Consider the following 20,632-nt stretch of genomic DNA (forward strand, 5'->3'; position numbering starts at 1 on the left):
GTTAAGGGCGGTAGATCGCTTGCCACATCACCGGTCCCCCGTCCCAGGTCGCATCGTTGCGGCCGTCGGCGGCGAAGACGAACAGGTTGAACGCACTGCGGCCAATGTTGATGGCGCGTGAGATCCACCGGGCGGCGTAGCCGGCACCGGTGTTGATGTTCGTTGTGACCGTTGGGGTGCCGCTGAACGGTTCGGGGAACTCGACTCTCTGTTTGTAGTAGGAGACTCCGGAGAACGAGAGGCGCTCGGTGCCGGTCTGGATGTCGGGAGCAAGGAGTTTCCACTGCTGGTCATGCCAGTATTCCCACCGGTCACGGGTTTCGTTCCAGCCCAACTGAGAGCGTTTCGGCCGGTTCGGGCGCCCGGAGTCGGCCCAGAGGCCGACCCGGGTGTGGGTCAGTGCGCGGTGGATCGCGATGTCCTCGCTCGTGATGGCCGTGGCGCCGGGGCGGACGACCACGCCGGCCAGGCCGGTTTCGAAAATACCGGTCTCGGTCTCTGTGAGCGGTGGGTACTCACCTGAGGCGTCGCCTTGGAGGACGACGGCCTCGATGGAGTTGCGTGCCGGGTCGAGGCGGGCAACGATCCGGTCGCGCCGCTCGGTCACCCCGGCGGGGGCAATGTCGATCTGCTGGCGTCCGGTGAGCCTGCCGTAGTGGCCCTGGATGTAGATCGCGCCGGGCAGCAGCGTGACCCCCATCCGGTCGCCCTCGGCGATCACCCTTAGCTCGTTGTCTCCCCAGGTGCCGAGCACTCCGGTGTTCATGAACTCGCGGAACAGCATTCGGTATTGGTCTTCGGTTGTTTCCTGGCCGTCGAACGGCCACGATTCCCACGCCATGCCGGCTCCTTCTTCGTTTTCGGGTAGATGCCCGAGTTGTCGGGCCTGTATCCGATTTGTGTTGATGCTGTTCAGGGGTGTGTTCTATCGGGGGTGGCCTCGTTCGAGGCGGGTGAGGCGTTCGGCGAGGTCGGCGATGCGACGCCCAAGCCATTGGGCAGGGTGGAGGCGGGCGGCGTCGCCGACCTTCGCCTCGATGCGGAAGCCCTTGTCGTCGGCGGTGAGCGTGTATCCGGTGATCGCGGCTGGTGTCTCAACGCCATCGATGTCGACGGCGACTTTCGTGCCCAGCGGGAGTGCGAGGTTCGTGAGCGCTCCTTCGAGGGGGATGGCTTCGGCGACGATCCCGGTGATCGCTTCGGTGCGTTGGCGTTCGATCCCTTTGGCGATGGCGGGGGCGTCGATCGCCTCGCCTTCCTTGGTGTTCCCGGCCCCGGTGGACTCGGTTTTCTCGATGCGCCGGCCCCAGAGCGTCTCGACCTTCTTGGTGGACGCGAGGATCGGGACGTCGGCGGTGGTCTCCTTCGCGTTCTTGGCGTCAGGGGGCGTGAACTCGTAGGTGACGACGGGGAACGTGGTGGAGGGTGCGGTGATGGCGGCCCGCGTGCCGGAGAGGTCGTTGGAGGCCAGGCTCCACCGGATCGTCGCTGACCGGTCATCGGGCGCCCATTGGGTGAACACCAGTTCCCGGTCGATTTGGGTGAGGGCGAAGACCGTGTCTCCCTTGGCGGCGAGCTCGACGAGGAGCCCGAACAGGTTGTGAAACCGCGCCACCGCGACATCGTCGACGCCGAACGCGTCGACCGGTGCGATCGTGAGGGCACGGACGCGGCGCTCGGATCGGGCACCGGCCCCGGCGTTGCGATCGACCAAGTTCGCGATCACGTCGCTGGTGTGGCCCTCCGATCTCCAGACTCCGGCTTGATCGGTGACGGGGTTGGCCGGTTTAGGCCAGACGAGGCGGTCGTGGAGGTGGACGAGGTCAGAAGTGCCCTCGATGATCAAGATCCCGTGCGGGTCAGTGGTGGTGGCTTCGTATTGGTGGTTCGTGGCCGGTCCGGAGAACACCGGCCCGGTGGGGCCGGTAAGGATGATCCCGGCGCCGGGGGTTTGGAGGGCTTTCGCCGCGGGCTCTTCAATGGGAAGGCGGATCTCCCAGGACCCGACGGTGCCGATCTCCATGTCCACCGTCCACGTCGCCGAGGCCGGGAGGGTGGCGATGCGGTCCAGGTCCTTGGTGCGGATCTCGAGGGTGAAGGGGTTGGTGGACACGGTTAGATCACCGTCCAGGCACGTTTGCGCCACCGGATTTCGATGCCGGTGGCGGGCGTGGTCTCATCAAAGCTGAACAGGAGCCGGTTGGGTCCCGGTTGGAGGGGATGGAACCGGGGGCCGGCGGCGAGTTGCCCGTATCGGGACGTGCCGCCTGAGTCGGTGAGCGTGGCCTGCTCGGTGTCGATCACGAGCTCCTCGCCGCGTCTCAGGCGCCCGTTCCACGTGAACCAGGTGGCCGCGTCGGTGGAGACGCGTAGCGTCGCGCCGGGGCCGGTGACGGTGATCGTCGACCACGCGGGAGCCGAACCCGTGTTGTGCGGTTCCATCGGCCCCGAGACCGGGGACGGGGAGAGCCTGAGACCGGATAGGGAGTGTCCGTCAAGCAGTCCCCATCCTGCGGCGGCCGTAGCGGTTTCGCGTCGGCCGACGCTGATGGCGTCGGTCGTGTAATAGGACCACCATGGATCCGGTGAGCGGAGGGAGATGACGGTGTTGATCCAGGTCGCTCCGGTATCGGAGCTATAGGTGTAGTCGAGCCCGCCGGTGTAGTAGACCGGCAAGCTCCACCACTCCCGCCCGGTGATCCACCGCAGTTCCATCGCACCAGACAGGAGCCGGGTCAACCGGCCCAGGTGAGCGTCGAGGCGGCCGCGATGGGTTCCGGTGATGTGGAGGGGGATGTCGATATCCCGGGGTAGGGCGCGCATACCCCGCCAGGAGGCGCCATCGCCGGCGCCCTCGACCCACTGCGGGGCCACCGGTGGCATGCCGAGGCCGGCCACACCAGGGCCGGCCTCGAAGCCCTCGCCGCGCATGGAGATCTCATTCAACCCAATGCGGGTATCGCCGGGCCCGTGGAGTTCGAGGAACGGGTCCATGTCGTGTCACCACCTCATGCGAGCCGCCCGGTCGGCAGCCCTGAAGAGCGCTTCTTGGCTCTCCAATGCTGGGCCGGGTGCGGCGTAGTAGTTGAGGACCTTCGTCTCACCGCCGCCGGCGGTGTCGGTGCCGGCGGTTTCGCGGCCGACCAGGTCGGCGGATTGGTCGGCGACGTCGGCAATGGTCGGGGCGGCGATGACGGTGGAGGCGAGGTCGTTGGAGAACCCTGACAGGGACTTCTTCACCAGGCCGTAGCGGGATTCGAGTCCGGATATGAGGCCGTCGACGATCAGCTGTCCGGCGTCGAAGAGGAGCACGGCGTCGCGCCGCGGCGGTCCCTTCCACTCGGTGAGTTTGTCGGTCAGTTCCGAGAGGGAGGATTTGACCTCTTCCCACATGTGCTCAATACCGGCGAGGAACCCTCTGATCAGGTTCTTCCCGGCCTCGAGGAGGGTGTCCTTGATGTCTCCCAGGGCCTTTTTGGCTTTTTTGGGGAGCTTTTTGACATAGTCGATGGCGTTGTCTATGGCTTCGCGGATTCGCTTCGGCAACAGGGACTTGATCTCGCGGGCGCGCTTCATCATCGCATCCTTGGCGTCGCGGAGTTTCTTGCCCATGTTGCGGGCCCAGTCCTTCGCGGTGTCGACGATGCGGGTCCATAGACGTGAAAACCAGTTCGACAACCGTCCACCCAGGCCCTTGACCCATCCGATGGCTTTGGCTTTGAACTGCTTGAACTTGACCATCATCTTCAACGCCCATTCGCCCTGGAGAGCGACGAGCCGATCCCACAAGCGCTTCATGCCCTCCCAGGCGCGGGAGGCCAGTCCGGAGATCCAGTCCCAGAACTTCTTGCCGAGGCCGGCGAACCATTCACCGAGCTTGGAGGCCCATTCCGACAACCAGTTCCACAGCTTGTCCAGTCCGAGTTTCTCCACGACCCAGGAGAAGAACCGGCCGAGCAGGCCACCGAGCCAGGAGAACAGCTTCCCGACGAGCTTCCCGAGAAGGCCGAGGAGCTTGCCGACGCCGGCAAGGACGACGTCGGTGAGGAGGATCCAGGCTATTTTGAGCAGCCCGACGATCACGTCCCAGACGCCGGCGAAGATCGTTTTCACGCCCTCCCAGGCCTTTTCCCAGTCGCCGGTGAAGACACCGACGATAATGTCGATGACGCCGGTGATGATCTTCATGACCCCGCCGATCACGTCGGCGACGGCGGAGAACGCGAAGGTGAGATCGGCCAGCAAGACGTCCCCGATGAACTTCAAGGCCGGCAGGAGGATCGGCAGGAGCAGGTTGACCAGGTCGGCGAAGGCCGAGACGAGGGGGATGACGGCGTCGTTGATCAGGCCGGTGAAGACATCGGTGAGCTTGGGCAGGTACTTCGCGAGGAGGGGAGCGACGACCTCGGCGACGAGCTTTCCGGCGATCTCGAGGAACGGCAGGAACGCCTCGGCCAGGCCCAGGGCGGCGTCGATAAGGGGCGGGAGGATCTGCCCGGCGATCGGCGCGAGGGTCGCAGCGATCGACCCGAAAGACTCCCCTAGCGGGGCGAGCCCCTCGCCGAGCGTGGACGCGAAGTCGGAGACCATGACGGTGAGCTCGTCGAACGGGATCGCATCGATCAGCACACCGAAGGCGTCGGCCGCGGCGAGGATCAAGGGCGAGACGGCATTCCAGACCGCCAGGAAGGCACCGCCCAGGAACTCCACGAGCGGCTCGAGCGAAGGCAGGACCCTGGCCAGGGCGGTGGCGAGGGTAGAGAGGATCCCCGACAGGAGCGGCCCAGCGGTCGCCGCGAACGTCCCCAATAGACTGAGCAGGGGGCCGAAAGCGCTGGCCAGAGGGCCGACAGCGGTGACCAATTCGTTGATGCCGACGTGGAGGCCAGAGAAGAAATCGAGCAGCCCAGCCTGGACAGTGTCGGTGGCGAGGCCCTCGGAGAGCGCGCCGACGAGCGTCCCGATGGAAGCGCCGATGATCGGCAAGACCGACTGCGAGGTCTCGCCGAGCGTGACCAGCAAGTCTTTGAACTGGGCGCCGCTGGTGGCGGCGATGTTCGCCATCGCCTGGTGTGCGCCCTCGAAAAAGCCAGTGAGGCCTTCTTGGAAGGCCGGGGAATGGACGGTGTCGGCGATGTTCTGCAGCGAGTTGTTCAGCGTCGCGAAGCTGGACCCGCCGGCCGCTTCGGCGGCCTGCGCGATCCCGGCGAAGATGCTCCCGACCGAAGCGAGGATCGAGCCCAGCAAACCGAGGTTGGTGATCGCCGTGTTGATCCAGGCGTTCAAGGAGCCATCGGCCTCGGCCGCGGCGAGCCATCCGGAGAACCGGGTGGAAATGTCGGTGACCCAGGCGGCCAGGCGCGGGAGGTAACCCGCGCCGGTCTCGCCGAGGATCCGGATCGCCTCGGCCCACGCGTCGGTGCCACCAGCGGCCACCGCAATCGAGGCCGCGAGATCGTCGAACATTCCCTCAAGCGAGCCGTCAAGGCTCCCCGTCAGCGACGTGGCGAGCTGCCCGAAGAAGCCTCCAAGCTGAGTCGAGACTTGTTGCAGGCCGGCGGAGAACTGCGGGAGGAGGGAGTCGATGAGGGACCGGATCGGGGCCTCGGCCTGAGCCCAGAACTTCGCCGACATCGCGTCCTGCAAGTCATGGAGCTGGTCGGCGAGTTCGGGGATGACCTGGTTGAAATCCTTCAACACGGCGACGGTCGCGCCGAGGCCGATCGCCATGCCCCCGAACGCGCCCGGCAGGGCGAGAGCGAGAGGAGCGATCCGCGCCAGCTCGGCGCTGAGCGCCGCCATGTTGCTCGTCGCTGACCCCAGCCAGCCGACCAGACCACCGAGCCCGAGCGACCATGCCGTAATGGTGGGGAGGTTCTTGTCGAGGTCTTTGAGCATGTCGCGGAGGTTGGTCATCCAGTCCCCAGCCAGCCGGATCCCCGACAACGCCGCGGCGGTCTTGCCATAGGCGGCGGTGTTGATCACCGGCGAGTACTCGACCGTCCGCGGCCGGGACAGGGAGCGGAGACGTTCCCGCACGACCGAATGCGACTTCGTCAACACCGGCCGGACATCCACCTTCAGCGGGGAGACCTCCTTGACCCAGTCGCGGAGGTCGCGCTGCAGCTGCTTCGCGGCCTTCTTGTCCAACTGGACCTGGACCTTGAGATCCCCCAGCGTCGCTTGGATCTTGCGCAGTTCCTTGCGGAGGGATTCGCGGAACTTGGAGGTGTCGGGCACGACCTTGATGGCGACCTTGCCAACGACCCGGGCTTTCTCATCGGCCATGCGATCACCACCCGTTTCACAGTCCGCTCAGGCGCTGGTGCAACTCCTGCAAGGACGTCTTGCCCTGCTTCTTCTGGCGCTTCGGAGGTTTCGGACGCGGCCACTTCGGGAGCTTCGGCGGCTTCTTGCGCCACTGACCGGCCGCGCGCGTCAAATTCTGGATCGCGTCGAAGAGATCCGCTCTCATGTGCCGGTCGACGCCCCAGCCGTAGTGTTCCCGGCCGCCGGCATCGGCGGCATAGACCGCCGCGGTGTCCGGCAGCCACCGCACCAGCTCCAACACCAGCCGCGGCGCCGGCCCAGCCCCGGCGATCACGCCGGTGAGGTCGATCCCGTAGAGGCGGAGGAGGTCAACGTAAAGAGCCTCGCCGTACTCGTCTACGAGTTCGGCGAGGGCGAGGCTTCCGGGACCTGGGCTCCCTCCACGTACCGTTCGAAGACCATCGCGAGGACGGCGAGGTCGCCGGCGACTTCGGCCAGGAGCATGTCGGCCTGGGCCTCGGTGGCGGCGATGAGTCGGATCGCGTCGGTCATGAGGCTCTCCTGATCGGCGTCCTCCTCCCCCATGCGCTCCTGGATATCGGTCAGGTGGCTCCGTTTCGTCTTCGACAGACGGAGGGGATTGCGCAACTCGACGGTGCTGGATCCGACCGCTATGGTCATGGACCCGTACTTTGCTTCGGCGGCGGCGCGGATGTCATCGAGGGAATGCTCGGCCATGGGGGCTCCTATTCAGTTCGCAACGGGTCGGAGTCGGGCTGCGACTCCGGATCGGGTTCAGGCTCCGGCTCGGGCTCGGGTTCCGGTTCGGGTTCCGGTTCGGGCTCAGTGTCGTTGGGGTCGGGCGCCTTGCCGGCTTTCCAGGTGTATCCGTCCCAGTGGGCCTCTGTGGCGTCGCCGAGCTCGACGTACTCGCCGAGGTTCCACGGATCCTGTGGGGTGGCCGCGACCGCCCAGGCGGTCAGCTCGTCGAGGCTGGCCGGCGCGGTCGATCCGGTGGGGGCGAAATAGCCAGGCGTTCCGGTAATGGCCTGTTCGGCCTGCGGCCGCGACTGTCCCAGTGGGGTGACGGCGAGGGTCCACTTGTTGGATTCGTAGCCCATCGGTTTGATCGCAATCGGGAGACCGGCGAGGCTCTCACCGCCGCCGAAGTCGGGAGCGTCGGAGCGGAAGATCTCGGCTTTGGGCGCCCAGATCGCGAAGTACGCATCGCCGTCGATCAGGACGCACAGAAACGCTCTCTCGGTCGGCTGGGGTTCCATGGGGTTGGTGAGCATGCCGTTAGGGAGTCGCTCGGAATTGCGTCCGATGTAGAGTCGGACGCTCTCCTCGTCCCACTGCTGCAGGATGACCGGGAGCGACTCGGTACGAGCGGAGTAAACGGTGCGAAGGGACTTGTTCTGCAAGGTGCTGAGTACGGTGGCTTCGCCACCTTCGACTTCCCAGCCGAGGATCTCCTCGAGGCTGGTGTGGCCAAGCTCTTCCCATGGGGACAAGGGGGATAGGAAATCGGCAGGGGCTTCGGTGCCCACGGGGGCGGTGTACATGTGCCCGCCGGAGACGACCAGGGTCGCGTCGTCGCGCAGAGCCATAAGGGGGACTCCTATGAAGTTGTATGAGGGGGAGGGTGTTCAGCGCAGGGAGAAGGAAGGCGCGGAGAGATGGTGTTCAGGGGGATGGTGAGGGCTGGGGATTCGAGTTAGGGGCGCCGGTGGCGGGGGCGGCGGACACTGATGCTGTAGGTCGCCTCGTATCGCCAGGTCAGTTCGGGAAGGTCGGCGTATTGGACAGGGCCTTGCGGGGTGATCCAGTCCGCCGCCCTGCGGGGCGGCGTCCGCACTTCCACGCGCGTCAAATAGCCCCTACCAGGGACCTGCTTGTTCTCTCGCCAGGCATCGAACAGCGCGATACGGGCGGCCTCGGCAAGGACCGCGGCGTCGGCGTCCCCGTCGGGGCCTTCAGCGAGGGTATGGACGACCAAGTCGCCGGCGTCGATGAATCGGGGGTCACCACCTTCGGCGCCGGAGTAGGTGCGGCGCGCGATGATGAGCGGGAGCGACTGGGCGAAGGTCATCTGGGAGACGACCTCCAGCCACGGCAATGCCTCTCGCAGCAGCGGCAGGACGACGTCCTCGATGGGCGAGAACTGGGCCATTTGGTAGACCTCTTTGGGCAGGCCGGACATGTACATCACCGCCTCCGCCACTTCTCTTTGACCACGTCCGGATCGACGTCGACCTTGCCGCGCCTCTTGTCCGGCCGCGCCAGACCCATGGCTTTGTGGAGAATGAACAGGCCCTCCATCTCGGTAATGAGGACCTCCCCAGTCTCGGGGTCGCGAGACTCCTTGCGGCCGAATTCGATGGACATCGCGGCGTCGAGGCCGCGGGAGTCATCAAGCACCAGGTAGCGGTCGAGCTTGGCTTTCTTCGTGAAGACGCGGGCGTGGCCCTGGAAACGGTGTTCGACCAGCTCGGCGTCAGCCCTAGCTTTGGCTTCGAAAACGTGGGAGTCCATGGCCTCGCCGACGCCGGGGAGGTAGGCGATGTACTTCTCGAGCTTTTTGCCGCCGATGGCTTTGTAGAGTTCGGGTTCAGACACCGGTTCTCTCCCTGATGATCATGGACCAATGCGCCGTGGCCCGTGGCCCGCCGTGGCGGGCTGGCGGTGCGACGACGTCCCATTCCTCGCCGGCCCACTGCAAGCGGGTGCCGGTGTTGATGCCGGGTACGGGTCGGGCGATGGTTACTTGGGCGACGCGGATGTGGCCTTGGCCGGGGACTTCCATGTCGGCCGACCGTTCCGACGTGACATGCCCCCGGAATGTCACCGGGTTCGTCTTGTCGGGGATGCGGACGGTATGGCCGCGGGCGTTGACCTGGTCGACCATGGGCCAGAACGTGATCACGTCACCGCGGCGACGTTGATACGACATGACTGCCTCCTCACCAGGGTTCGGACTCATCAGCGAAGTAGGGGAACGGCTTACCGTCCTCGACAGGGATGTAGCCGGTGCGGTCGGTCTGCCGGGTTCCCCAAGCAATGACCTCGACAGAGTGGATGTCGGAACGTCCGGCGAGGGAGCGGATGAGCCGGATTTCGGGTTCGGTGTAGAAGACGCCGCCGTCGCCGGCGGCGCCCTCGGCCCACTCCACCGACTCATCCCCGCTCCTCGAACGGGCATATCCGTCGGGATTGCGGACGAACCGTGCCGTGGCTCGTGCGACGAGCCCCCGCACGAGCCGCGGACAGCGATCAGCGTCGACCCAGTCGCGGCCGTATTCGCGGGCGAGGTCGGAGGCCTCCGCCAAAGCGGAGGCCGCCAATGGTTCGGTGACCTCGTCGAGGTCGGCGTCAAGACGTGCTCGAACGTCGTCGAGCTCGGCCAGAGGTTGCGTCACTAGCACCACCACTCTCGCTTGCGGGCTCGCCGGCCTTGATGCCGGTGATCGCCGCCAGCTCCGCATCCTGTTCAGGGCTGAAGCCCTCGTCCGGACGGCCACCGTTGGGGTCGGGGAGGGAGGAGTCGCCGTCGAGAACCAACTTGATGGCGCGCACGAAATGCTCGTGCTCGCCCACGTAGCCCTGACGGTTGTCCTGGTCGATCCCCACGAGGACGTCGGAGACGTGCCGGTACCCCTGATAGGTGTTCACAATGGACCTGTCCTGGAGGTAGGCCGAATCGTAGTCGCGCAGCCATCGCAGCGAGACTCCGTTGTGGGAGGCACTGGCGCCGAAAGGCACGCTTTGGGGGATGTAGGGTGCTCCGGTCGCGAAGACGAACGCGGAGTCAACCAGGGCGATCGCCATGTTCGGCGGCAGCTCCGGGGCGACGACGATGTTGAACCCGAACCGGGCGCCAATGGTCGCGGTGCGCAGCGCCGAGACGGCTTCGGCGTCGCCCACGTTCTGGGCGAGGTTGAGCTTCTCATCAGTGAGCAGGGCCGTCTCCCAGTCGACACCAACGAGGAGGGTCTTGCGACCGTCGGGGGTGTGGAGCTGACGCATGAGCGCCCTGGCCTGCACCAGGCCCTCACGCAGCTTGGAAGAATCGACGCCGAGGGTGATGGAGTACGGGGCCGCCGTGGCGTAATCAATCGCCTTGACCTCAAGGCCACGGCGGATCGCATCGACCTGCCGGTCCAAGAGCTTGGTCCACTGGATGAGGTCGAAGTCGGACTGCTCGTCGGTGAGCTTCACGGCGCTGTAGATGTCGTCTCCGAAGGCGACGGTCAAGACCCGCTCGTGGAGCTCGTCGAACTTCACCGGCTCGGAACGGTCGTTGCGCCACCCGTAGGTGCGGTAAGGGAGGATGCCGGGGACGCGGATGTTGATCGAGTCGTTCTTGGCGCCCTTGAACTCCTCGACGCCCTGCTTGTTGAACACATTGGGGACGACAAGGGACTGTTCGAGGAGCACGGCCGCGGCCTGGGCCAATTTCTCCGGCTTGACGATTTGATGGGGTTGGGTAGGCAAGGGGGTTCCCTCCTATAAGTGAAGGGAGACAGAACAGTCGTGCCCGGTTCAGTACCGTTCGGCGCGAATCTGCTTGGCGATCGCCACCGGATCGGACTCGTCGTTCGAAGCCGAGGGGTCGAGACCGCCGGTCGGAGCCGTCGCCGTACCCGAGGTGTATTTCGCGAGGGTCTCGGCCTGCTTCTCGAGCTCGTCGACACTGGTCGCGGTGAGAAGCGCGGCGAGCTCGTCGGGGAGGGCGTGGCGGCCGGCCACCTGGGCACGGGCCAGGTCCACCTCGAGCCCGGCACGGGACTTCTCGAGGTCCTCGAGGGACTTCTTGTTCTCGGTCAGCGACTCTTCAGTCTGGCGAAGGCGGCTGCGGTAGTTCGCGGCCTCGCGGCGGGCGCGGTCCAGTTCAGTACGAGCCCATGCCGGAAGCTCTCCATCACCGACCGGTTCAACCGGATCAGAGGAGGTGGCGGGAGCATCAGTGCTGGCCTCGGGGGAAGGGGCCGCCAGGGTCGGTTCTGTCTCGTCAGATGTGGGAGTGGGTTTGGGGTCGGTCATGGCTCGGTCCTCCTGGGATGAGATGACGGCTCCCGCCTGGGGAGCGCACAGGGAGTGGTTGGGGCAGAATAGGGTCTGCCCCAACCAGCAGGGATTCAGGGGGTGGGGTTAGAGGCGCGGCTCGGGCTCAGGCTCGCCCGGCTCCTCTGGCTCTTCCGGGTCCTCGGGGTCGACCGGGTCGGTCGTGCCGTCCTCGGAGAAGTACGACCCGTAGGCCTGGGTGAACTCGCCGTCGGCCTTCCGGTTCCAGTTGACCGACCAGGCCGTCAGACCGGCGAGATCCTCATACGCCGCGGCCGGCACGTAGCCGTCCTCGGCGGGGTCGGCCTTGCCGGTGAGCACGTCGAGAGCCTGAACCATAGTCGCGGACTCGGTGAACCCGGAATAGGCCGCGTCAGCGGTCGCCGGCAGGGCGATACCGACCTGCGAGACGTCCAGACCTGGGAAGGTCTGTCCGGTGGTGCCGACGGGGAAACCCTGGATCAGCAGATCCACGAGGGCGACGTGGAAGTCGGCGGTGCCGGCGGCGTACTCGTTGCCTTCGGCATCGGTGATCATGTCGGTGTTGTAGTGCTGGACGTTGACCTGCGAGATGATGTCGCGCAGGGCGTGGATGACCGGCAGGTAAGCGCCGCGCATCTGGTCGTCCTCCTCACCGGAGGCGCCGTACTCCTCGATCGCAGCCTGCACGCTGCGGACCTCCGGCGTCATCGTGATCGTAAAGTCCTCACCGAGGTCCTCGACGAGCTGTCGCAGGGCCGCAATGAGGTTCACGATCACCGGGGTCGTGGGGTTCTCGAAGTCCTTGTCCGACCGGTTGAGGTAAAGAGATCCCTCGAAGTCGAGGTCAATCCCGTCGAAACCCCAGGTCTCGACCAGGTTCTTGATAGAGGAGACGAACCGGTCGCGGTCGGCCTCAGAGCGGAGGCGGACGATGCCGCGCTCACCACCAAGCGACAGCAGCACCTTCGCGCCGCGGTCCTGGTGAGCCTTGACCGCAGCAGCGAATTCCTCGTCCGACTCAATGCGGACCACGGCGTCATCGCGCTCGAACACGATCGTGCCATCATCGCCCGGGCACACGGCGAAGGCGATGTTGACCGTCTCCCACTCATCAGTGACATCGGCCAGGCGCATCGCGCCGGCCTCGTTCGTGAAGCTGGCGTGGTAGAAACCGGTCAGCCGCGTCGACGGCCCCTCCGGGTCTTCAGGGTCTTCCGGATCGGTCGGGTCCGGGTCTTCGGGATCCTCGGGGTCGGTCGGGTCCGGGTCAGTGGGCTTCTCGTCGCACTCGCAGATGCACTCAGCGAACGCGCGCAGCAGATTCAGCAGCTTCTCGCACTTGTCAGCCACGAATTCTCCTATTCGATTGTGTTTCACAGGGGACGCCCGCCGGGAGGTGGCGGGCCAGTGCCGCCGCGACTGCAGACAAGGCAGGTCGACAGCGAAGTCATGCCCGGAGTTTGTTGAGCTTCTCGCGCTTCTTCGGGTTATTCGCAAGGAATTTCCGCCAGGCGGCGCGGGCATCGCTCGGGTCGGCGTCACGGGTGGCGTCAACGAACCACCGCCACACCAAGGGCTTGTCGGTGTAGCGGAGCCCGTCGAGGACCTCGCTCCACATAGCCTGGTAGTGGCGGACATGATCGAACCGGGCCGAGTCCAGTTGGGCGCGGTGGTAGACGGGAACGGCGTAGCAGTCGCAGTTGTTGTGGTACAGCTCCCCGACGTTCCTGTTGGCTTTCGGGCTCACCACAAAGCCGGCGGCCTGTTCCGAGTTGTAGGCGTCGGCGCGGGAGATGAGCATGGCGCAGAACGAACACGGCGTGCCCGACCTGGACAATCTCACCCAGCCTTGGGCGAGGTCGTCGCGTTTGACGACGTCCTCGATCGCCCCGCGGCCGTCATTCAACACGATCCGTTCCACTTCTGCAGCACTCGCGCGCTCGGCGGCTTCCGACTCCGCGTCGATGCGGTCGAGTGCGGCGCGGATCTGTCGCCAGTGGGCCTCGCGGCGGTCGCGCATGGCCTGGTCGATCTCTTCAATCCGGTCGAGGCTGATCGACGTGCCGTCGGGTTCTCGGTCGGGCGCCGCGTAGCGGCGCCCTCCGCTCAGGGAAGCGAACCGGTCGCGCAGCTGCCCGAGGGTGACCGACCGGTCGGGCCAGCGTTCGACCATGATCGTCCGGCCGGTCAAGAGAGCCCGGAGGAGCTGTATGTAGGCGATCGCGAGCCGTAGGGCGATGGTGCCGGCGTTGCCGATAATCACGGCGACCTGCCGCGCCCACAACCGCTGAGCCGCCGACCCGAACGTTCCATCGACGCCGCGCCACACGTGGGTCGCGCCAAGGAACGCCCGAGCGCCCAGCGTCATGAGCGCCGCCCGGAAGGCCTCGGTAGCCCAGTCGGCTTCAGCGAGGGCTTCACGGCTCGGTCGATGCGGGGGCGTCGCCACGAGCGTCACCCCCATCATCGAGCGGATCGAAGGCCAAGGAAGCGAGGCGCTTCTCCATGTCAGAGTCGGCGGCGAGGCTCTCCCAGTACTGAATCTCCTGATCCGTCACGCCAGGAACCCTCGTCCACAGGCCACGTCGGGGGATCTCGAGCGATTCGGCGAGCTTGCCGAGCCCGTCGGCCGATTGAGCGAGGGAACGCATCTCCATGTCCCGCCACAGCACCTCGAGGGAAAAGTCCGCATCGTCGGCGCCTTCGAGCCCCATACCGATCGCCGCCAGCCGGAACGCGCGTTCCCAGGACTCGCCAAAAGCGTTCTGGAACTCAGTGACCTTGCGCAACAGCGACGTCTCCGCGGCCATAAGCGCCTCACCAGACAGGTTCACGAGCTGGCCGAGGAGATAGTGCGGGGGCGTTTGGGCGACCGCGGAGAGGTGGCGGACGCCGAGCTCAACGGCGTTGATTAGGCCGTCCAACGGTGAGGGCGGGAGACTGCCGAATTTGCTGTCCGGGTCCGGTGCGAAGAGGAAGCGGCGGGCATTGTGATTGATTGGCAGGGGGATTTCGTTGCCCGACTGGTCTAGGATCGGCTTGCCGGTCTCGGGGTCGCGCTTGATCGGAGGGGCCATGCCTGTGGCGAACCGGACCTGCGTCGACGAATAGGTCTGAGCCACGAGCAAGTCGAAGATCGTCTGGTTAATCCTGTCCTGCAAAGGGATCACTGGGGCGAGGACGCCGGTGGTACGGCCGTCGAGGTCGACGGTCGATGCGAACCGGGTGACCGGGCACTCGGGCAGACCATGGGATCGCTTGCCGGTGATGGTGGCACTCTTGGGATCCGACAGGGAATTGAACGTGATGTCGTAGCGGTGTCGGCGGTCCCACATCACCGCCGTGCCACGGGAGGGCTTCGTGCCCTCCGAGGGCCAGGTGATGACATGAAGGGCAGCGGCGGGTTCGTCGTCGGCGGCCGGGTCGTCGAAGATCGCCGTGGTCGTCAGCGGCGACAGGCCACGGGTGATCCACCGGCCCCGGCGCTTCTCGGTGACGGTGAAGCTGTGCCCATAAGCCAGGGCGGAGCGATGCACCGCCAACTGACGGGCATCCAACCGCGAAGCCTGCCAGTGCGTCCACAAATCCTGCTCAAACTCCGCATTCGAGTCCCCACGGCGCACCGAATCCACGAACATCGCCTGCGCCGGCGTCGACACCAACAACGGGCACCAGTTCGACACCGCCCGCTTCGCGAGGAGCCGGTACTCGTCATCAGCGTTCGCCGGCATATAGGGGTCGGCGTGGTCACCGTGGAGGTAGCTGTCAATATGATCGAGTACGTCAATATCTTTGTGCAATACTTCCAACAGTGCCTTCGCAAAGTCCGGAGCAGGACTCATTATGCCTCCACAGGGCGATCGGTGTACGGTAGTTAATGCACATTGATCAGCCTGGTCTACCAAGGAACCCGAAGATGCTGAACATTAGCACCAATGATGTAGTTGTTGAGTCAAATAGAGTTGCTTGCAATTGGGTTCAGTCAAACCGAATTGAGACAATAGAATCGGCAATGAGACATTACGAACGAGTCGAGTCTCTAAATGAAATTCACGGTTTCCTAATGTGCGACTGCCCCAGATTGAACTGCTCGCAAAAATCAGAGTTCTTGTCTGCTCTTCAGTTTCTGGAGGGACAGCATATTGAATTTGATCAGATTTGGATGCAATGGATTGAGGATAGTCGCATCCGGGTAGACGATGTTCTCGAAGTCGTGAGCCTAAACCTCCGGACTATGGTGCCCGAGATAGTAAATGCAGAGCCACCGGAAGCAAAAAGGGATACTTCAATTGAACTACACCGACTTGCGATATCGTCAGTATGCCGTGGCCTTATCAGGCTTGCAGAAGCATACTACAATTGGGAACCCTCTAAACCACTAGTCTCCATTCCTTGGGCGGTCAACATGCCCAGATACCCAGAACTTAAAGATCATGTCACTCCTGGACTGATTATCAGAGATCTTGAAACCCAAATTGGCGCTGCGCTCAACATTTCCCAGATTCTCTATGAAGAGAATGGTCGTAAATACTCAGAAGACGATGGCGATCCTCCATATGTAGAGGCACTTCACTGGAGAAGCTCCACCCGGGAAACACTTTTGCAGTTCAAAACTATTGATGTCGTGGGTGAATTTGATCGAATAACTCGATCGATGCCTTGGGTTTCCAGTCCGTTCATCGAAAAGAGTCACGAGTTGGCTCTCAGGTTTCTCAAGCCAGCGCACGAATACCTTCAGGGCCTTAGGAATCGAATGGTGGAATTTAACGAAACGACGGGAACTCAAGAGACTTATCCCGTAGTCATGCATATCCGAGACAACAAGTTCTATGGCAGTCAGATCGCCGCACAGTTGACCACTCTCAACTCGACAATCAAAGGTGTCGAGCATGCTGGTAACCAAGCTATAGCTGATGCGCTCACTTCTCTTCAAAAGGCCATAGCAGAGGACAGGACTTTGTCAGATGAGAACCGCGCTGAACTTGTCGATAATGTGTCTCTTCTTGCGGAATCAGCACAATTGGCTCCGGAAAAGCGACGTCAAGGCCTTTTGAGGGCTTCAGTCTCTGCCTTGAGCCATGCGGCAAAGGGCGCTGAATCCTTGAGAGTAGTCTGGGATAAGGTTGGAGATCCTATCTACAAGTTCTTTTTCTGAAAGTAGCATAAGACGAAGTAAACCGTTCCTATCCGGTCGTGCTGACTGATCGAACGGAGAGACAAGTCTGTCCAAGCTTCATGAGCGAGCATCAAGGCAGCGTAGAGGTCGACCTTTCTGCGGCTGCCCCGGGCTTCCTTGCCGAAGGACATGCCCCAGGCGTTGACGCGGCGCCGCGCGTTGAGCGCGTGACGCCGCAGGGCGCGGTCGCCGTCGTAGGAGAGCTTTCTGTCGAGGACGGCGCGGACGAGCCGCTCATGCGCGATCGTGTTCCGCTTCTGGCTGGCGCGCATGTCCCACGCAAACGGATGCTTCGGGGAGGCCTTCACCGCGGCCTTCCCTCCGTACTGGTGAGCCCACGTGTCGATGTAGGACTCCCAGAGGGCCACGTCGCAGTACATTGCCTGGACGTCGAACGTCTCGAACGCCGCACCCACCGCGGTGTCGACGGCGTCGCGGTCGACTGTCCAGCCTTCCCCGGCCGGCCCCTCGGGGGCCTGCCAGAGCTCGAGGGTGAACGCACACCGGTCACGGACGCGGATGGCGACGAGCCCGGTGGCGTCGTCGGCGCGGCCGCCATCGAAGCCGATCACGATCGCATCGTCTGGCTCTAGCGTGGCGTCGACTTCGATCGCCGCCCAGTCGGCGGGGCTGTAGACCGCTTCGTCGTCGGCGACGATCTGGTTCAGCCACATGCGCCGGCTCCTGGCCGGCGAGATCGTTGTGTCCACAACGGATCGGATGATCGCCTCGACGTCGAGCCATTCGGCGTCCCCGCGGATCTTCGGAATCACCTCACGGAGCGCTTCCGGGGTCAGCGGTGTGCGGGGGTCGGCTTCGACGGAGTCGTAGAGCGTGCCGTCCTCCACGGCCCGACCTTCGGCGATGAGGTCGTGGGCTTCGCGCATCTGCTCGGCGACCGATTGCTCTCCGGGAAGGAAGGCGTTGGTGATTGCGAGGTAGCGGGAGGAGGTTTTGGTGGAGTTGCCGTCGACGGTCTCATACATCTTGTCGCCGGCGTTCCCACTGATCCAGTGATGCGTTTCGTTGAGCAGGGCAAACGTCGTGCGCCCGCCCTCGAGCGCGCGGTAGGAGGAGGTGACGGCCTCGAGTCGTTTCTTCCCTGAGTCGGCACGGAGGAGCTCGATCCCGGGTTTGATGCCGTAGCGGTCGATCACCTTGTTGCTGAGGAGGCCGGGGAAGAGGGTCATGGTGTTGCGGGTCTGGTCCCTGCTTACGGCTGCGATCTGCACCCACGCGCGCGGGTGTGGGCCGCCGACGGGTTGGCCGTCGTGCCAGCCGATGACACGGGAGGGGCCGACGAACTCGACCATCGACAGAACTGCGGCGAGGGGGTCTTTGCCGGTAAGCCCCAGCCCTTCAAACGTTGCAGGACTCCGCGGCGGTGGACGAACCGGCCGGCGTCGTCGACGGCGAACCAGTGCAGCAGGAACCGGAGTTGCTCGTCGGTGAACGTCCAGGGGCCGCCGTTGTCGGCCAAGAGGTACTCGGAGCACCAGCCGGCAACTTGCCAGCCGAGGGTTTTCTCAGGGAGGATCCAGGAGCCATCGGGGCGGGTTTGCCAGGTGGGGCCGATATAGACCGGGTCGGGAAAGCGCGGAGTGTCGGGGGTGAGGGGTGGGATGTGGCATCACCCCCTCTCTCCGCGATGCGGGAGGTCCTCTTTCACGAGGTCAAGCGACCTTGAGGCGTCGCTTGTAGTCTTCGATCGCGATGACCGCCGTATCGGCGGTGTCGTCTTCGTCAGTCTCGAGCTCGATGCGGACCCTACGCCGGTCGCCTTCGGTGACCAGGAGGGAGGACATAGCGGAGTAGATCGCGGTCAACATCTGGCCACTGCGCTTCTTCGTGCGCTTGAAGTGGGAGATGTCGTCGCAGATCGAGTAGGCAAAAGCCCAGTCCGATTGCTGGTAGAAGCGGGATTGTCCGGAGTCGGGGAGGGAGTCCCAGAGCATGCGAGCGATCGGATGCCAGTCCGGATCCGGGTCCGGAACGAACGACGGAAGCCCTTCGGCCTTGGTTGCTGCGGTCTCGCTCGCGCCTTTACGGCTGCGGGGACGAGCCAGGTCAGTGTCCCGGGACGGGACAGGTCCACGTTCTCCCATGGTGATCACCTCCCAGACGAGTTCGAAACGGTACGGGGTTGGATGGTGGCGAGGCCAGCGAGGGCCGCCACTGCGTACGACGATTGAAGTGGAACAACGCTGTTGCCAAGCAGACGGAAAGCCTCTCGGCGTGACAGGTCCGGAACGCGGGTGACGTGACCGGAGGGGAAGCCAAGCATCCATTCAACAAACCGAGCCGACAGCCGTCGACCAGCCCGGCCCTCTGTGTCCGGTTCAGGGCAAGACCGTCCGATTACGTGTTCCCAGAGTCGGATGGCGGGCTCGTAAGGTCCAAGCCATCGAGCGCGGCGAGCACCGCGATACCCAGTGGGAGAACCCGACCGGCCCGTGAGGTCCTCGACTGCTGTGCGTCCAGCCAGGCTCGCGGATTCGTGGTGTCGCCGGAGCCAGTCACCGGCGTGGGCAACAGCCGACGAGACGTCAGCTCCCCGGCGAGAGCCAAGGATGAAGACCCTGTCACGGTTATGGGGAGCGCCGATGTCGGCGGCGCGAACGCACATCCATTGCGCGTCATACCCCAAGTCGTCCAAGTCAGCGAGGACGATCCCGAACGCCGAGCCTCGCCCATGGTGCTCTCCCACGTCCCCGTCTCGGGGTGTCGTTCCAGGGTGGGTTCCAGTCGCATTCAACAGCCTCCGGACGTTCTCAACGACAACAAAGGACGGGGACAGCGCACGGATCGCGTGAGCGAACGAGGCCCACAAGCCCGAGCGTGTCCCGGGCCGGAGCCCGGCACCGGCGCCCAGCGAGGAGACGTCTTGGCAGGGGAATCCGCCCGTCAGGACGTCAACCGACTCGATACCGGTCCAGTCAACGTGGCGGACATCGGTATACAAGGGTGTCTTCGCTGGGAACCGGGAGGTGAGGACAGCGCGGGCGGCGGGGTCGTTCTCCACGAACCACGCCACGGACGCCCCAAGGGCGGCCTCGACGCCAAGGTCGAGACCGCCCGTTCCCGAGAACAGTGAACCAATCCGCATGATCCACCTCCAACATGGTCGTGCTTCTGATTCACCATCGCGGTTTGAGGGGTCAATATTCAGTTGTTCACCAGCACCCCTGCCGGGGTGCCTCGAGGGGTTCCGTATTCAGTTATGAGCACCCGCTGTCTGCAACCAGCGGGAGAAGTGGGGGCCGGTTCGCGGCGAGCGAGGGGCACCAAGGGGCGAGGGGTGCGGCGTCGCGAACCGGCCAGGCTCGGTAACCCGACAGGATCGGGGACGGGGGTTCAGAAACCGAGCCGAGAGGGGAAGTCGTGTGGGTCTTAGCTGATTCGGCCGGGGTGGGGATCGCTGCGGCGGAACCGGGCGGCGTGGGCGCGGCGGCGAGCCGCTGCCGCTCGTCCGCCTTCGGATCCGCTTTTGCGGGCGTGATGCCAACGGCAGACCGCGCGAAGGTTGTCGAGCGAGTGATCGTCTCCGGGTCGGATGTGGTCTACATCGGAGGCATGCCGGCCGCACGGGCGGCCGGCCACCGGTACCTGACAGCGGGATCCGTCACGAGCAAGTACGAGCGGGCGAACGACCGGCCGCCAGTTCGCCGGAAGGCGATCGCGGCGATTCGAAGTTTCCCAAGCTATGGCGATCACCTCCAGGCAACGCAACTGAGCGCCAACGGCGGCAGCGAAACAGGGCTAGATCAGGATGGCGACCGGAGACGGTCAACGACAGCGGAGGATGGGGGAACGGTAGTGGAGCCGCGTTTTCTACTCCTACTTCCAGTATAAAACACGATGTCAAGTCTGGAATCGGTTGCAACGGAACGAAAAGTGTCGACCGTCATCGCATGAGCGATCACTAGGCTCCATCAGCGATCAAACCGGACATACCAGACTCGGAAAATAGTTTGAAACTTCCCACGAAGTGGGACAACGAAGACGGCGAGCTCCCCAACGACAGGAAGACCAGGGGCCAGAACCGAACAAGACCGGAACGGCAGACAATAACGTTAACGCTCACGGCTATCCAACACGTAACTCGTTCTCGTGCTCGGCGCCCTCACTGACCGCCCCATA

Annotated in this window: 20 protein-coding genes; 1 reads left to right on the forward strand and 19 read right to left on the reverse strand. The window is 64.4% G+C overall.

From position 1 onward, the window contains the following. Position 1: 1 nt before the first annotated feature. The 16 genes from ACFTE1_RS20535 to ACFTE1_RS20610 all read right to left on the reverse strand — a co-directional run bounded on the left by ACFTE1_RS20535 (position 2) and on the right by ACFTE1_RS20610 (position 15,158). Positions 2-841, reverse strand: a complete 840-nt coding sequence (locus ACFTE1_RS20535) for a hypothetical protein (protein ID WP_380617827.1) — start codon at positions 839-841, stop codon at positions 2-4. An 84-nt stretch (positions 842-925) separates the two neighbouring features. Then, positions 926-2,113: a Gp37-like protein gene (locus ACFTE1_RS20540; protein ID WP_380617826.1), complete on the reverse strand. Its 1,188-nt coding sequence runs from the start codon at positions 2,111-2,113 to the stop codon at positions 926-928. 2 nt (positions 2,114-2,115) lie between these two features. Next, positions 2,116-2,994, reverse strand: coding sequence for a phage distal tail protein (locus ACFTE1_RS20545; RefSeq protein WP_380617825.1), 879 nt, complete (start codon positions 2,992-2,994; stop codon positions 2,116-2,118). A gap of 6 nt (positions 2,995-3,000) precedes the next feature. Then, positions 3,001-6,288 (reverse strand): phage tail protein, encoded by a 3,288-nt coding sequence (locus tag ACFTE1_RS20550; protein WP_380617824.1) that lies wholly within the window; start codon positions 6,286-6,288, stop codon positions 3,001-3,003. A gap of 16 nt (positions 6,289-6,304) precedes the next feature. Then, positions 6,305-6,604, reverse strand: coding sequence for a hypothetical protein (locus ACFTE1_RS20555; RefSeq protein WP_380617823.1), 300 nt, complete (start codon positions 6,602-6,604; stop codon positions 6,305-6,307). Positions 6,605-6,666: 62 nt separating this feature from the next. Beyond that, the gene (locus ACFTE1_RS20560; RefSeq protein ID WP_380617822.1) at positions 6,667-7,008 is read right to left on the reverse strand and encodes a phage tail assembly protein; all 342 of its coding nucleotides are present in this window, start codon (positions 7,006-7,008) and stop codon (positions 6,667-6,669) included. A gap of 8 nt (positions 7,009-7,016) precedes the next feature. Continuing rightward, positions 7,017-7,880, reverse strand: coding sequence for a phage tail tube protein (locus ACFTE1_RS20565; RefSeq protein WP_380617821.1), 864 nt, complete (start codon positions 7,878-7,880; stop codon positions 7,017-7,019). 107 nt (positions 7,881-7,987) lie between these two features. Continuing rightward, entirely contained in the window at positions 7,988-8,494 is a 507-nt protein-coding gene (locus ACFTE1_RS20570) for a hypothetical protein (protein WP_380617820.1), read from the reverse strand. Then, positions 8,479-8,889, reverse strand: a complete 411-nt coding sequence (locus ACFTE1_RS20575) for a DUF5403 family protein (protein ID WP_380617819.1) — start codon at positions 8,887-8,889, stop codon at positions 8,479-8,481. Before ACFTE1_RS20575 ends, ACFTE1_RS20570 begins: the two co-directional genes overlap by 16 nt. Then, positions 8,882-9,223 (reverse strand): phage head-tail adapter protein, encoded by a 342-nt coding sequence (locus ACFTE1_RS20580; RefSeq protein WP_380617818.1) that lies wholly within the window; start codon positions 9,221-9,223, stop codon positions 8,882-8,884. Before ACFTE1_RS20580 ends, ACFTE1_RS20575 begins: the two co-directional genes overlap by 8 nt. A gap of 10 nt (positions 9,224-9,233) precedes the next feature. Continuing rightward, positions 9,234-9,689, reverse strand: coding sequence for a hypothetical protein (locus ACFTE1_RS20585; protein WP_380617817.1), 456 nt, complete (start codon positions 9,687-9,689; stop codon positions 9,234-9,236). Next, a complete protein-coding gene (locus ACFTE1_RS20590; protein ID WP_380617816.1) occupies positions 9,643-10,764 on the reverse strand; it encodes a hypothetical protein in 1,122 nt (373 codons plus the stop codon). Before ACFTE1_RS20590 ends, ACFTE1_RS20585 begins: the two co-directional genes overlap by 47 nt. A gap of 48 nt (positions 10,765-10,812) precedes the next feature. Next, entirely contained in the window at positions 10,813-11,313 is a 501-nt protein-coding gene (locus ACFTE1_RS20595; RefSeq protein ID WP_380617815.1) for a hypothetical protein, read from the reverse strand. A gap of 108 nt (positions 11,314-11,421) precedes the next feature. Beyond that, a complete protein-coding gene (locus ACFTE1_RS20600) occupies positions 11,422-12,666 on the reverse strand; it encodes a glycosyl hydrolase family 18 protein (RefSeq protein WP_380617814.1) in 1,245 nt (414 codons plus the stop codon). A 97-nt stretch (positions 12,667-12,763) separates the two neighbouring features. Then, positions 12,764-13,765, reverse strand: a complete 1,002-nt coding sequence (locus ACFTE1_RS20605) for a VG15 protein (protein WP_380617813.1) — start codon at positions 13,763-13,765, stop codon at positions 12,764-12,766. Continuing rightward, a complete protein-coding gene (locus ACFTE1_RS20610; protein WP_380617812.1) occupies positions 13,734-15,158 on the reverse strand; it encodes a phage portal protein in 1,425 nt (474 codons plus the stop codon). Before ACFTE1_RS20610 ends, ACFTE1_RS20605 begins: the two co-directional genes overlap by 32 nt. Positions 15,159-15,232: 74 nt before the next feature. On the opposite strand from ACFTE1_RS20610, the gene ACFTE1_RS20615 reads away from it, so the two are divergent. Next, positions 15,233-16,471: a hypothetical protein gene (locus tag ACFTE1_RS20615; RefSeq protein ID WP_380617811.1), complete on the forward strand. Its 1,239-nt coding sequence runs from the start codon at positions 15,233-15,235 to the stop codon at positions 16,469-16,471. Here ACFTE1_RS20615 and ACFTE1_RS20620 read toward each other — a convergent pair. The 3 genes from ACFTE1_RS20620 to ACFTE1_RS20630 all read right to left on the reverse strand — a co-directional run bounded on the left by ACFTE1_RS20620 (position 16,453) and on the right by ACFTE1_RS20630 (position 19,598). Next, positions 16,453-17,805: a terminase gene (locus ACFTE1_RS20620; protein ID WP_380617810.1), complete on the reverse strand. Its 1,353-nt coding sequence runs from the start codon at positions 17,803-17,805 to the stop codon at positions 16,453-16,455. The two genes, ACFTE1_RS20615 and ACFTE1_RS20620, sit on opposite strands and share 19 nt — an antisense overlap. A 360-nt stretch (positions 17,806-18,165) precedes the next feature. Then, entirely contained in the window at positions 18,166-18,597 is a 432-nt protein-coding gene (locus tag ACFTE1_RS20625) for a phage terminase small subunit (RefSeq protein ID WP_380617809.1), read from the reverse strand. A 5-nt stretch (positions 18,598-18,602) separates the two neighbouring features. After that, a complete protein-coding gene (locus ACFTE1_RS20630; protein ID WP_380617808.1) occupies positions 18,603-19,598 on the reverse strand; it encodes a DNA cytosine methyltransferase in 996 nt (331 codons plus the stop codon). Positions 19,599-20,632: the final 1,034 nt, after the last annotated feature.

The sequence above is a fragment of the Salininema proteolyticum genome, from assembly GCF_042685645.1.
Taxonomy (GTDB): domain Bacteria; phylum Actinomycetota; class Actinomycetes; order Mycobacteriales; family Micromonosporaceae; genus Salininema; species Salininema proteolyticum.